The following is a 13,490-nucleotide window of genomic DNA, read 5'->3' on the forward strand; positions in this document are numbered from 1 at the left end:
GTACCTCGCGAGCGCCAAGCTGATCTTTAGTCCAGCGCGCGTTCCGACGCCCACCGCGTGAGCTGATGCCGGTTCGATGTCTGCGTCTTGCGCAGCACATTCGACGCGTGCGTCTCCACCGTCTTGACGGAAATGAACAGCTCAGACGCGATTTCCTTATACGTGTACCCGCGCGCGAGCAACCGCAGCACCTCGAGCTCGCGCCGCGTCAGCTTATCGACGACCGCCTCATCCTCCCCCGCCTTCTCCGGCTCCCCCGCAGGATCCTCGACAACCCCGCCCGACGCGAACGCATCGAGCACGAAACCGGCCAGCCGCGGCGAGAAGTACGCGTCCCCGCCGTGCACCTGAATGATCGCTTCGGCCAGCTCGGGCCCGTCGATGTTCTTGGTCACATACCCGCGGGCACCGACGCGGATCAGCGCAATGACGTCCTCGGCGGCGTCGGAGACGGACAGGGCCAGGTACTGCGGCCCGGGTGCTCGGGTGATCACGGCGAGGCCGCCGCCGTCGGGCATGTGAACGTCCAAAAGCACGACGTCAGGCTGGGTGTCCCCGATTCCTGTGACCGCGTCGGCGACCGTGCCGGCGTCACCAACAATCTTAATGCCGGGCGCCGCGCTCAGCTCTGCCCGGACGCCGGAGCGGAAGACCGAGTGGTCGTCGACGAGGAACACCTTCACTGCCATGAACCCGACACTACCCCGCGCCGACGGTGCTGGGTCACGCAGCCAAAGTCAGTGCGACCTCGGTGCCTTTGCCCGGCGCGGTCTTGATTGTCGCTGTGCCCCCGGCGCGCTCCATGCGGCCGGTGATCGAATCGCGAACGCCGTGGCGGTCGGCCGGGATCATCGCCGGGTCGAAGCCGGTGCCGCGGTCGCGGACGAACACGGAGAGCTCACCGGCGAGGTTTTCGGCATACACATCGATCCCGTCTGCCCCCGAGTGCTTCGCCGCGTTCACCATAGCTTCCCGGGCTGCCAGGACGATGGGCTTGACAGTGTCGTCGAACGCTGTGTCCTCTCCAACTGTGACGGGGCGGATGGTCACGTTGAATAGGTCCTCGACTTCTCCGGCGGCGGTGTTGATCGCGGCGAAGAAGGTAGCCGGCGTGGGTGGCGCAGCAGCAGTCGGCGCGGGTTCGGGATTGGTGGTGTGGGTGGTCCAGCCGGGGGCGGGCGAAGCGTCGTAAAGCCATGCTCTCAGCTCGCGTTCCTGGCGGCGCGCAAGGCGGGCGACTTCCTCGGAGTCGCTGGCGCGCTTCTGAATGAGCGCGAGCGTCTGTAACACGGAATCATGCAGGTGAGCGGCGATGTCGGCGCGCTGATCGGCGACCGCCTTGTCCTGACGTTCCTCCACAAGCGAGCGCAACAGGCGCGCAATGAGCGGCACCACAAGAATGCCCACCCCCAGCACCGCCGCCAGCACAGCCAAAACCACGCCCATGATGCCGCCGCGGTCCCCCATCACCGCGATGACAATGACACCGCCCATAACCAGCACACCGCCAACAAGCAGGGACGCAATCGAACCGGCAGTGCGCATGTCGCGGTCGTACGCACGCCACGCCAGCACCGCGCCGACCGCCATCATGACCACCACCGCGACGAACGCGCCGTTGCCGGGATCCCCCACCGCAGATGTCGACATCGACCACAGCACAAACGCCGCAATGACGAGGAGGAAGTTCACAAACCCGCCGGCCTTCTTAGCGTCCACGACAGGCTGCGCCGGCACACCCAGCGGCATGAAGATCCACAGCGCCGCGTAACACAGGATGCCCAGACCCCCAATGAGGGAGCTCAGAGACAGGAAAAGGCGAATGTAGACAACCTCAATATTCAGATGCGCAGACAAACCAGCCGCAACGCCAGCAATGACCCGGTGCTCCCGTTCGCGGACAAAGCGCGGGTAGGGCCGGGGCTGCTCAGGGGCATAGTGCTGGGGCATGCTATTCATCATGGCACGCAGGGCCCGCAGGCGGATCAGGGCAAACCCTGAACTTGCGATTTCAGGGTGAATCCCGATACCGCCCAGCCCAGCCAAATCGCATACTTGAAACATGAACGAGACACTGCACCTCATGTGGGACACCCGCCCGCCGCGCATCCCGAAAAAGCAGGGCGGCGACGCAATGGTCTCCGGCGTCTGCGAAGGCATCGGTGTGCGCTACCAGATCGACGCGAGCCTCGTGCGCATCGCGTTCGCGGCGCTGTCGCTCGCGTTCGGTGTCGGCATTTTCATGTACGTGCTGTGCGGCTTCCTCATGCCGCGCTTTGGCTTATCGACGTCACCTTCCCAAGCCATCGCAATCCCCAAACGCCAGCTCGACCCCGTCGAAGTCAAAGAGCGCGGCACCGGCTGGGGCCTGCTGATTCTCCTCGTCCTCTTCTTCCCGACGATCTCAGTAGGAACTCCCCGTGAAGCTTTCGCCTCCACGATCGGCTGGCTCCTTCTCAGCGCCGTCGCGTGGTGGGCGCTCTACCGCCGCCTCCCGGAGCCGCCTCCGGGGGTGATCGCACAACCCGAGAAGCGACAGAGCAGCCAGCCTCAGTCCGGGGAGCCTGGTTTTGGGGAGCCAGGCTTTGGGGAGCCTGGCTTTGGGGATCCGGAGCCCCAGCCCGCCACGGCTTCGGCGCGCAACCTGGTCACGAGTGGATTCACCGCTCCGCAGGGTTATCCGCACCCGGCCCACGGTCACACGGGGCCGCCGTCGTGGGACCCGTTGGGGACTGTTCCGGAATTGTGGCACCTGCCGGACCCCGGGTACGAACCGCCCCAACAGCCGAGCACGAAAAGGAACCGGCCACTGTGGGTGTGGATTCCCGTAGCTTTATTGCTCACCATTGCGACATTCGTGGCGATGGCGGCCGCAAGCGAAATCCGCAACCGCGACTGGTCCCGCTTCGGGCAAACGATCATCGCCTTCCCTGACGCAGAGGGCATCCACCCGGTCAATACCTACGTTGGTGAACTCACCGTCGATCTGACGGACCTGCAGCCGATGAAGGAACCGGTGACTCTCGATATCAGCCAGAAAGTCGGTTCGGTTGAAGTGCTCATGCCCGACGAGAAAGTCCGCGCTCGTGTGAACTGCGATGTCGATGTCGGTGACACGGCCTGCCCGCCAGAGGAAATCGACGGCGATGGCGAACTGTTGACCATCAACATCCACCAGAACGTGGGCTCGATTCAGGTCGCGTGGGCGAAGTAGACCAAACCCCAAGATCTCGATTACATCACCGCGTCAAACACGCGATAAAAGCCCTGGTCGATTTTGATTGACGGGGCAAAAATGCAATCGAGATCTTAAGACTGGCCTCGTCGGGTGAGCGGCGAGGCCGCTCACTACTCCCACTCGATGGTTCCCGGCGGCTTGGACGTGATGTCCACAACCACGCGGTTGACGTCCTCGACCTCGTTGGTGATGCGAGTGGAGATGGTCTCCAAGACCTCGTAGGGCACGCGGACCCAGTCCGCGGTCATCGCGTCTTCGGAGGTCACCGGGCGCAGCACGATCGGGTGGCCGTAGGTGCGCCCGTCGCCTTGGACACCGACGGAGCGGACGTCGGCGAGCAGGACGACCGGGCACTGCCAGATTTGGTCGTCGAGGCCAGCGCGGGTGAGCTCCTCGCGCGCAATGGCGTCAGCCGCGCGCAGGGTTTCCAGCCGCTCAGCGGTGACCTCACCAACGATGCGGATGCCCAGGCCCGGGCCCGGGAAGGGCTGGCGGTTCACGATCACTTCCGGCAGGCCCAGCTCGCGGCCGACAGCACGAACCTCGTCCTTGAACAAGGTGCGCAGGGGCTCGACGAGCTCGAACTCAACATCATCAGGCAGGCCGCCGACGTTGTGGTGGCTCTTAATGTTCGCGGTACCCGTGCCGCCGCCGGACTCCACAACGTCCGGGTAGAGCGTTCCCTGGACGAGGAAGCCGACATCCTGGCCTTCGAGGACGCCGGCGACCGCGCGCTCGAAGGACCGGATGAATTCCGCACCGATGGCCTTACGCTTCGCCTCCGGGTCGGTCACACCGGCGAGCTTGCTCAGGAAGGCTTCGCGCTCGTCCACAGTGACCAGACGTGCGCCGGTCGCAGCGACGAAGTCGGTCTCTACCTGCTCGCGTTCGCCCTTGCGCAGCAGGCCGTGGTCAACGAAGACACAGGTCAGACGATCGCCGATCGCACGCTGGACCAAGGCCGCCGCGACGGCGGAGTCGACTCCTCCGGACAAGCCGCAAATCGCGTGGCCGTCGGGGCCGATCTGTTCGGAAATCGCGTCGATAAGCTGGTCGGCGATGTTCGACGCGGTCCATGTTTGCTCCAAGCCCGCGATCTCGGTGAGGAATCGCGTGAGCACCTGCTGGCCGTGCGGCGAGTGCATGACCTCCGGGTGGTACTGGACACCGGCCATGCGCGACTCCGCGTTCTCGAAAGCCGCAACCGGAGCGCCCTCGGTCGCAGCGGTGACATCGAAACCGTCGGGCGCCTTGGTCACGGAATCGCCGTGGCTCATCCAGACTGGGTGCTGCTCATTCAGGCCGGAGTGGAGCACGCCGCCGCGCACGTCCATGTTCGTGCGGCCGTACTCGCGCGAGCCGGTCTTGGCCACGGTGCCGCCGAGCGCCTGCGTCATCACCTGGAAGCCGTAGCAAATGCCGAAGGTGGGCAAGCCCAACTTGAAGATCTCTGGGTCGAGCTGCGGCGCGCCATCCTCGTAGACGGAGGACGGGCCGCCGGAAAGCACGAGCGCAACCGGGTCCTTCGCCTTGAGCTCCGCGGCGGAGATCGTGTGCGGCACGACCTCCGAGTAGATACGGGCCTCGCGCACGCGGCGTGCGATCAGCTGCGCATATTGCGCGCCGAAGTCCACAACGAGGACGGGACGCGGGTGGGCGTTTGCGGGCGGGGTCTGCTCTGGTGCGTTCGCGGAGGTAGTCACGGTTTCAGAGTCTAACTCATGGCCTGAAAAGACCGAACAGTCGCAACTGTGCGGGGTGAATTGCGGGTTCAGGGCGACGTCGATAAGCATGCTCCCGGAAGATAAGTAGAGTTGAACGCATGTCGGTGAGCGAATTATCCACCTCGACCCAGAACTATTTGAAGGTCATCTGGAGTCTCACGGAATGGTCGACGGAACCCGTCACGGCGACCCTGATTTCGAAGCAGACGGGGCTGCGGATGTCGTCGGTCTCGGATGCTGTGCGCAAGCTCGCCGCACAGGAGTTGATCGTGCACGCCCCCTACGGCTCGGTGGAATTGACCGAGAAGGGCCACGGATACGCAGTGGACATGATTCGGCGCCACCGGCTCATCGAGACGTTCTTGGTGGAGACTCTCGGGTACACGTGGGACGAAGTGCACGACGAAGCGGAGCACTTGGAGCACGCAGTCTCTGACTACCTGGTGGACAGGCTGGACAAGCTGCTCGGCCATCCCACCCGCGACCCGCACGGGGATCCGATCCCGGCCGCCGACGGTACGGTGCTCGCTTTGGACGCGCGCCGCCTCACGGATGCTGGGGTGGGCGCCGGCGCAGCGGGGACGACGGTCACTGTCGAGCGGATCTCCGATTCGGACCCGACCCTGCTGAAGTTTTTCGAGGAGAACGGCATCGTTGTCGGTGCCGTCCTCACGGTCTCAGAAGGTGCGCCGTTTTCCGAGTCGCTAGATGTGAAGGTGGACGGGGCAAAGAACTCAGTTCCGCTCGGCCGCACCGCTTCCGGCGCGCTGTTCGTCTCCAGTTAGACGCGCCGTTCCGCCCCGGAGCGCACGCGCTGTGATGATCCCCTGGCGCGGGCTGAACAGGTACACCAGCAGGAATGCGACCCCCTGCGCCATGACCACGAGTCCGCCAGGCGAAGCGTCGAGGTAGTAGCTCGTGTACAACCCCACGACGGAGCATACGGTGGCCACCGCAGGGGCGATCAGCAGCATGCGGCCGAAACTGTCGGTCAGCAGGTGCGCGGTCGCGCCCGGAATGATCAACATCGCCACCACGAGGATCACCCCGACAGCCTGCAACCCCACCACGCAGGTGAGCGCGAGCAGGGCGAGCAACACTGCCCCAATCAGCTTCGGCCGCAAGCCAATCGCGTGGGCATGCACGGGATCGAAAGCGAAAAGCGTGAAATCGCGGCGCTTGAGCACGAGCACAGCCAGCGTGGCCACGCCCAAAACGAAGATCTGCACAAGATCAGCTTTGGAGACGCCGAGCAAGTTGCCGAAGATAATGTGGTTGAGGTCGGTGTGCGAGGGCGTAACGGAGATGAGCACGAGCCCGAACGCGAAGAGCGTCGTGAAGACGATTCCGATCGCAGCGTCTTCTTTCACCCGGCTTGTATCACGCACGACGCCGATCAAACCCACGGCGAGGAAGCCGAAGACCACTGCCCCGAGGGCGAAGGGAACGCCCGCGATATACGCCAGCACCACGCCGGGGAACACCGCGTGGGACACGGCATCGCCCATCAGCGACCAACCGACGAGGACCAGCCAGCACGACAGCACCGCGCACACAATGGAGGAAATCAGGCTCGTGGCGAACGCGCGGACCATGAAGTCGTAGGCGAACGGGTCGAGAAGAAAAGAGATCATCGTTTCATCACATCCAGCCCGAAGGCAGCAGCGAGATTATCGGGTTGCAGGACATCTTTGGGCGAGCCGTGCATGAGCACATGCCGGTTGAGCAGCATCGCTTCATCAGCCAGCTCGGGCAACGCGGGGAGGTCGTGCGTCGACACGAACACGGTGGCACCGCCGTCAGCAAGCTCGCGAAACAGCCGGGTCATTGTCGCTTCGCTGCGCTTATCGACGCCCGCAAAAGGCTCGTCCAGCAGCATGATCCTCGCCCCCTGGGCAATGCACCGGGCAACAAAGGCGCGTTTCCGCTGGCCGCCGGAAAGCTGACCGATCTGACGGGAGGCGAAATCCGTGAGCTCCACACGCTCGAGTGCATGGTCGACGGCTTCGATGTCAGCCCGGCGAGGCCGGCGGGTGAAACCGAGTTGTCCGTAGCGGCCCATCATGACCACATCCCGCACGCTGACCGGGAAATCCCAGTCCACTGCCTCGCGCTGAGGCACGTACCCGAGCACACCGGTGCGGCGGGCGACAGCGGGGTCATCTCCGTTCACGGCGACGGTCCCGGAATCTGGCCGGGTCTGCCCCATAATCGTTTTGAATAGCGTAGATTTCCCGGATCCATTCATTCCGACGAGTCCGCACACGCGTCCCGGCGCGATCTCGAGGGACGCGCCGTCGAGCGCGAGCACGCTCCCATAGTGAACGGTGACATCGCGCACGGATATCGCGGGAGTCGCGTTCGACGGCACGGCCGCCGCGGGTGTTGACGTTTCCTGTTGCACCGCGACGCCTACTTCTTACCCGTCAACGCCTGCGTGATCACGTCGGCGTCGTGCTTAATCATGTCGAGGTAGGTCGGAACCGGACCGTCTTTCTCCGAAAGGGAGTCGACGTACAGGGTGCCACCGTAGGTGGCGTCGGTCGCGTCAACCACCTGCTGCATCGGTGCGTCCGAGACCGTGGATTCGCAGAACACGGCCGGCACGTCGTTCTCCTTGACGAATTCGATGGCGCGAGTGATCTGCTGCGGGGTTGCCTCATTCTCGGAGTTCACGGCCCAAATGAACCGTTCCTCTAAACCAGCGTCGCGTGCCATGTAGGAGAATGCGCCTTCGCACGTCACCAGTGCGCGATGTTGCTCAGGCAAGTTCGCCAACTCGTTGACCATGCCGTCCTGGACCTCTTGCAGCTGCTTTTTGTACTGCTCGCCGTTCTGCGTGAAGTCCTCAGCATGGTCCGGATCGAGTTCGCTGAAGGCGGTGACCATATTGTCCACGTACTTCTTCACCTCAACCGGACTCATCCACGCGTGCGGGTTCGGTTTGCCTGCGCCCTCGTCCTCGGTGATGTCGATCGGGTCCACGCCGTCGCTGACGGTGACGTGGGGCGCGTCGACTCCCTCGACGAATTGCGCGAACCAGTTCTCCAAGTTCAGCCCGTTATCGAGAATGAGGTCGGCATCAGACGCGCGGCGGATATCAGCCGGTGTGGGCTCGTAGCCGTGGATCTCCGCCCCCGGCTTCGTCAAAGACTCCACGGTCAAGTGCTCCCCCGCGACATTCTGGGCGATGTCCTGGATCACGGTGAAGGTGGTCAGCACTTTCGGCTTTCCGCCGTCCGCGCGATTCTCCTCCGGCGCGCACGCTGTGAGCGCCGCCGCGAGAATCATCGCCATCATCGCGGCTGCCGCCGCAAACAGCGCTGATCGTGACGTCTGATTTCCCGACCGAACCATTGAGTTTTTCCTTTCCTGAAAATGTATTCCGTCAAGACTTTTTTAAAAGTTACGTTTTGGCGTACTTTTTATTTTGGTCATACTTTAGTCGTGCTTTCAGGAGAGTCAAGATGATTCGGCTGTGACATACCCCGCAGACATGAAAACGCCCGGGGATCATTGGAGATCCACCGGGCGTTGTCGGCTACGAAAGCGTGCAGCTAGTTGGCGACTGCGATGTCGACTTTTTGGAAGCTCTTGATGTCTGTGTACCCGCACTTCGCCATCGCGCGGCGCAGGCCGCCGACGAAGTTGGAGTGGCCCCAGGTGCTGGTGCTCGGCCCGTGGAGAATGGACTCCAGGCTCGGACGGCCTTCGCCGATTTTGTCCAACATCTCTTCGCGGGCGCGCTCTTGATCTGCGGGGGTGTCTCCTTCCGTGGAGTACCACCCGAGGCCGAAACCGAAACCGGAGCCGTCCACGGCGTTGGAAATCGTGCCGCGCGGAAAGCGCGGGTGAGCGGTTTGCGGCTGCCAGTAGTAGCCGCGGCCCGCCGCCTCAGCGGCGCCGGCGAGCGCACTGCCGAGCATGACAGCGTCGGCGCCGCACGCGACGCCGCGTGCGATCTCGCCGCTGGTGGCAAGGTCGCCGTCGGCGATGATGTGCACGTAGCGGCCTTCGGTCTCGTCGAGGTATTCGCGGCGCGCGGCTGCCGCGTCGGCGATCTGGGTAGCCAGATGCGTGTCGATGCCCAAAGCGACCGACGAGGTGGTCGCGCCCTGTCCGACGATGATGCCGGCCGCGCCGGCGCGCATGAGGTGCAGCGCGGTGGTGTAGTCGGCCACACCGCCGGCGATGACGGGAACATCGAGGGAGCCGATGAACTCTTTGAGGTTGAGCGGTTTGCCGCCCTCCTGGACATGCTCGGCGGAAATGATCTCGCCCTGGATGAACAGGATCTCCGCGCCGGCCTTGACCACGACCGGTGCGAGCTCGCGGGCGTTTTGGGGGCTCACACGGACGGCGACGGTGACGCCGGAGTCGCGCACCTGGGCGATGCGTTCGGTCAGCAAGTCGGTGTCGATGGGGGCGGAATGCAGCTCCTGAAGCTCAGCCACGCCGGGCTGACGCAGATCCATCGGATCGGGGTCGGCGAAGATCAGCGGAGCAATGACCTTCTTGATCGCAGAGTCGAGGTCGGCGTGGCGTCCCCACAGACCTTCTGCGTCAATCACGCCGAGCCCACCCTGCTTGCCCATCTCGATGACGAACTCAGGGCTAGCCAGAGCGTCGGTTGGGTGGGAGGCGAAAGGGATGTCGAAAGTGTAGGCGTCGATATGCCAGCTCAGGTCCACGTCCTTCGAGGAACGAGTGCGGCGCGCGGGCACGATCCCGATATCCCGCAGATTGTAGGCGCGGCGGGCCTCGCGGCCGATGCCGATCTCAACGTAGTCGCGCATGCGTCTTTCTCTCTTTTCTCCGCCGAACTGCCGCCCTCACCCGCGGTAGTTCGGAGCTTCGACAGTCTGCGTGATGTCGTGCGGGTGGGACTCGCGCAGGCCAGCGGCGGTGATCTGCACAAAGCGTTTGGTCTGCAGTTCCTCAATGGAGGCGGAGCCGGTGTAGCCCATGGCTGCGCGCAAGCCGCCGACGATCTGGTGGGTAATGGAGTCCAGCTCGCCGCGGTAGGGCACGCGGCCTTCAATGCCTTCTGGCACGAGCTTGTCCTCGCTGGTGACGTCAGCCTGGAAGTAGCGGTCCTTGGAGAAGGAACGCTTCTCCCCTGTCAGGCCGCGGCCCTGCATCGCACCCATGGAACCCATGCCGCGGTAGCGCTTGTACTGCTTGCCACCCACAACGACGATCTCGCCTGGGGCTTCCTTCGTGCCGGCGAGCATCGAGCCGAGCATGACGGTCGATGCACCAGCCGCGAGCGCCTTGGCCACGTCACCGGAGTGCTGCATACCGCCGTCGGCGATGATGGGCACGCCAGCCTGGTGGGCAGGAACGGACGCTTCCAGGATGGAAGTAATTTGCGGGGCGCCCACACCGGCGACAACACGCGTGGTGCAAATGGAGCCCGGGCCGATGCCGACCTTGATGGCGTCCGCACCGGCTTCGATCATTGCGGCGGCGGCTTCGCGGGTGGCTAGGTTGCCGCCGACGACATCGACGCGGTCGCCGAAGTCCTTCTTCACGCGCGCCACCATTTCCAAAACCCGGTTGTTGTGGGCGTGGGCGGAGTCGACGATGAGGGCGTCCACGCCAGCGTCGACAAGCAGCCCCGCGCGGGAGTAGGAGTCCTCGCCTGTGCCGATGCCCGCAGCGACCAGCAAACGCCCCTCGGAGTCCTTGGACGCGTTCGGGAACTGCTCGGTCTTCACAAAGTCCTTCACGGTGATCAGGCCCGTGAGTTTGCCCTGCTTATCGACGATTGGCAGCTTCTCCACCTTGTTGGCGGACAGCAGCTTCAGCGCCTCTTCCTTGCTCACGCCGTCTTCGGCGACGACGAGCGGCATCGGAGTCATGACCTGGGCAACCGGGCGGGAGAAGTCCGGCTCGAAACGCATGTCGCGGTTGGTGATGATGCCGACGAGCACTCCGTCGCCGTCGACGACCGGCAGGCCGGAGATTCGGAAGCGGGCGCACAGCGCATCCACGTCAGCGATGGTCATGTCCGGCGACGCGGTGACCGGGTCGGTGACCATGCCGGATTCCGAACGCTTCACCACATCGACGTGCTCTGCTTGATCTTCGGCGGACAGGTTGCGGTGCAGCACGCCGATGCCGCCCTGGCGGGCCATGGCGATAGCCATGCGGGACTCGGTGACGGTGTCCATTGCGGCGGAAGCAACCGGGATGCCCAGGCGGATGTTGCGGCTGAACTGGGCGGAGGTGTCCACTTCACCGGGAACGATGTGGGACTCTGCCGGGAGCAGCAGCACGTCGTCGAAAGTCAGGCCGCGCAGGGCGATCTTGTTCGGGTCGTCCCCACCGGTGTGTACTCGCTGATTGGCTTCGCTGGACATGCCCTATCGCTCCCTTTCTTACAACCGCTTCAAGCACTTACGCAGATAGCATAGTGCCTTGCGCCCACACCCCGCGATTGTCCTTCCGCCCCGATCCGCAATAGGGTGAAAGGCGTGAACTTTGACTCCATGATGCCGCGCGACCCCTTCGCCGACGATCCCAACGATCCGGCATCCTTCATCGAAGACGACGAGGTCGTGGAGCCACTGACGCCCGAGGAGCGCCAGGCCGTCATCCGCGACCTCGCCCAGACCCGCGAGTTCAAGGAAGTCTTGGGCCCCCGCGGAATCCTAGGCATCTACTTCATGTGCGAAGACTGCGATGAAGTGCATTTCTATGACTGGGACATCATGATCAACAACATGATCGCCAACCTCAACAACGAGCTGCCGCCGGTCCACGAGCCGAGCGCGGAACCGAACGAGCGTGCTTATGTGCCGTGGGATTACGCCCTGGGCTACCTGGACGGACTCGACGCGCGCTAACGCAGCACGAGACCGCAGCTAGTTAGCCTGCCTGGTCGGAGGATGCGGCCGGGCTCGACGGGGCCGCTGACGGTGCTGGCCCGGATGGGGCCGAAGACGGAGCTGGCGCAGGTGCCGGCGCCGGCGCCGGGGCTTGCGTTGCAGCGTTGGATGGTGCCGGCTGAGTGCCCGGGTTCGCAGTCGCTGCTGGCTCGGTGACCACGACTGTCACCGTGACGGTATCTGGTGCAGGCGGCTGGGAAGCCGGACGTTCTGCGTCGTCTTTCTTCCGCTCAGTGGTGACCGTGACCGTTTCCTTGTCCGGACGCGGGGTCGAGGTGGTACCGCGCTGCGAGTTGCCGCGATCGCCGCGGTCACTGCGCTCCGCCTTCAAACTCGAGCGCAGTTGCTCGATCAGGCTGCGGGCACCTTCGATGTCGCCTTCTTCAGCCTTCGAGTCGATCTCATCGAGCGTGCTGGCCAGCTCCACATAATCGGTATTTCCACCGAACAGCTTCTGGGACGGGCCCCACAGCGGTGAATCCGGGGTGGCGTTGTACAGCGCAGCACCGGTGCCGGCCACCATGACCGTGGCGGCGGCTGCACCGACCAGACCTGCCATCCATGGGCTGGTGCGGTAACTGCGGCGCTTCTTGCGCTCAACGTCGAGCGGTACCGGGGCGACGGCCGCATCCACGTCGTCATCAAGCAAGTCGTCGTCAAGCAGCTCGTCCGAGAGCGACTCGTCCAAGAACGGTTCCCCCGCCAGAGGCTCCCCTACCGTCGGGTCCTCCGGCATCGGGGCCACCGGCATCAGCTCCTCCGTCGCTGGGGCCTCCAACGTCGGAGCCTCCGGCATCGGCGCTTCAACGTCGTCGCGCAGCTCCAAGAAGAGAGTAGCCAGCTGGTCTTGGCCGTCGGACGGGTCAATACCGTGGGACAGCGCTGTCAGGAATTCATCGCTGCGGTGTGCATCTTGAGGTTTCACGGCTACCCTCCTTGCTTCTTCTCGAGAGCCTTGCGCAGGGTGGCCAAGGCTCGGTGTTGGGCGACGCGGACTGCACCGGCTGTACTGCCGGTGATTTCCGCTGTCTCTTCGGCGGAAAGACCGACAAACACGCGCAAAACGATAATCTCACGCGCCTTCTCACTTAGTTGATCGAGCAATTCACGCGCAGCGTTACTACCTTCCATCTGCATCGCCGCATCCTCGGGCGTGAGACCGGAAAACTCCTGGTCGGGAACCTCATCTGTGGGGTTTGTTTTGTCGCGCGAAAGGGCCCGATGAGCGTCAGTGACTTTGTTGAACGCGATGCCGTAAACGAAAGCCATGAACGGCTTGCCCGTGTCCTTGTACTTGTCCACAGACGTTGCCACAGCGAGGCACACCTCTTGAGCGACGTCTTCCGCCGTGGGTGTGCGGCCGCCGTTGATGCGCGCACGGCAGTACCGCAGCACCATGGGGTGCACGACTCGAATGATGTCTTCTAACGCTCGACGGTCCCCCTCTTGTGCTCGCGGCACAAGATGAGCCAGCCGGCTGTCGGTGTCTACTCCTGACACGCCTCTCCTTTGCTCGCTCATTGCCAGGGACCCGTCCATCGTACGCATACTCCCCGATACCCCCAACTGGAAAACTAAGAATAATTCACCGAGCTTTAACCTTGGCACATTTTCGCTGCTTATCGACGCGCCAGA

13 protein-coding genes are annotated in these 13,490 nt (G+C 63.9%); 3 read left to right on the forward strand and 10 right to left on the reverse strand.

From position 1 onward, the window contains the following. Nucleotides 1-26 precede the first annotated feature (26 nt). Together KBX07_RS03150 and KBX07_RS03155 are read right to left on the reverse strand one after the other, a co-directional pair. Entirely contained in the window at nt 27-689 is a 663-nt protein-coding gene (locus tag KBX07_RS03150; RefSeq protein ID WP_256022990.1) for a response regulator transcription factor, read from the reverse strand. 34 nt (nt 690-723) lie between these two features. Further along, on the reverse strand, nt 724-1,950 hold the full coding sequence (locus KBX07_RS03155; RefSeq protein ID WP_256022992.1) for an ATP-binding protein: 1,227 nt from the start codon (nt 1,948-1,950) through the stop codon (nt 724-726). 112 nt (nt 1,951-2,062) lie between these two features. Between KBX07_RS03155 and KBX07_RS03160 the strand changes: the two genes are divergently transcribed. Then, complete coding sequence (locus tag KBX07_RS03160) at nt 2,063-3,214, forward strand: PspC domain-containing protein (RefSeq protein WP_256018176.1); 1,152 nt, start codon at nt 2,063-2,065, stop codon at nt 3,212-3,214. A gap of 134 nt (nt 3,215-3,348) precedes the next feature. On the opposite strand, the gene guaA is transcribed toward KBX07_RS03160, so the two are convergent. Continuing rightward, nucleotides 3,349-4,941, reverse strand: coding sequence for a glutamine-hydrolyzing GMP synthase (gene guaA / locus KBX07_RS03165; RefSeq protein ID WP_256018174.1), 1,593 nt, complete (start codon nt 4,939-4,941; stop codon nt 3,349-3,351). A 119-nt stretch (nt 4,942-5,060) separates the two neighbouring features. On the opposite strand from guaA, the gene KBX07_RS03170 reads away from it, so the two are divergent. Further along, nucleotides 5,061-5,747 (forward strand): metal-dependent transcriptional regulator, encoded by a 687-nt coding sequence (locus tag KBX07_RS03170; RefSeq protein WP_256018173.1) that lies wholly within the window; start codon nt 5,061-5,063, stop codon nt 5,745-5,747. On the opposite strand, the gene KBX07_RS03175 is transcribed toward KBX07_RS03170, so the two are convergent. The 5 genes from KBX07_RS03175 to guaB form a co-directional block, all read right to left on the reverse strand. Beyond that, nucleotides 5,697-6,596, reverse strand: coding sequence for a metal ABC transporter permease (locus KBX07_RS03175; protein WP_256018171.1), 900 nt, complete (start codon nt 6,594-6,596; stop codon nt 5,697-5,699). The two genes, KBX07_RS03170 and KBX07_RS03175, sit on opposite strands and share 51 nt — an antisense overlap. Next, a complete protein-coding gene (locus KBX07_RS03180) occupies nt 6,593-7,333 on the reverse strand; it encodes a metal ABC transporter ATP-binding protein (protein ID WP_370687269.1) in 741 nt (246 codons plus the stop codon). The genes KBX07_RS03175 and KBX07_RS03180 overlap by 4 nt, the downstream gene beginning before the upstream one ends. 41 nt (nt 7,334-7,374) lie before the next feature. After that, nucleotides 7,375-8,253 (reverse strand): metal ABC transporter substrate-binding protein, encoded by an 879-nt coding sequence (locus KBX07_RS03185; RefSeq protein ID WP_256018307.1) that lies wholly within the window; start codon nt 8,251-8,253, stop codon nt 7,375-7,377. Nucleotides 8,254-8,519: 266 nt separating this feature from the next. After that, the gene (locus tag KBX07_RS03190) at nt 8,520-9,758 is read right to left on the reverse strand and encodes a GuaB3 family IMP dehydrogenase-related protein (RefSeq protein WP_256018168.1); all 1,239 of its coding nucleotides are present in this window, start codon (nt 9,756-9,758) and stop codon (nt 8,520-8,522) included. Nucleotides 9,759-9,794: 36 nt separating this feature from the next. After that, nucleotides 9,795-11,327, reverse strand: coding sequence for an IMP dehydrogenase (gene guaB, locus KBX07_RS03195; RefSeq protein WP_256018167.1), 1,533 nt, complete (start codon nt 11,325-11,327; stop codon nt 9,795-9,797). A gap of 114 nt (nt 11,328-11,441) precedes the next feature. Between guaB and KBX07_RS03200 the strand changes: the two genes are divergently transcribed. After that, nucleotides 11,442-11,813, forward strand: coding sequence for a DUF5319 domain-containing protein (locus tag KBX07_RS03200; protein WP_040423417.1), 372 nt, complete (start codon nt 11,442-11,444; stop codon nt 11,811-11,813). A 22-nt stretch (nt 11,814-11,835) separates the two neighbouring features. Here KBX07_RS03200 and KBX07_RS03205 read toward each other — a convergent pair whose 3' ends face one another. After that, the gene (locus KBX07_RS03205; protein ID WP_005286535.1) at nt 11,836-12,780 is read right to left on the reverse strand and encodes a hypothetical protein; all 945 of its coding nucleotides are present in this window, start codon (nt 12,778-12,780) and stop codon (nt 11,836-11,838) included. Between the two features lie 2 nt (nt 12,781-12,782). Next, nucleotides 12,783-13,376, reverse strand: coding sequence for a sigma-70 family RNA polymerase sigma factor (locus KBX07_RS03210; RefSeq protein WP_255998156.1), 594 nt, complete (start codon nt 13,374-13,376; stop codon nt 12,783-12,785). Nucleotides 13,377-13,490 lie beyond the last annotated feature (114 nt).

Origin of the sequence: Corynebacterium sp. CCUG 70398 (genome assembly GCF_024454055.1) — a bacterium.
Taxonomy (GTDB): Bacteria; Actinomycetota; Actinomycetes; order Mycobacteriales; family Mycobacteriaceae; genus Corynebacterium; species Corynebacterium genitalium.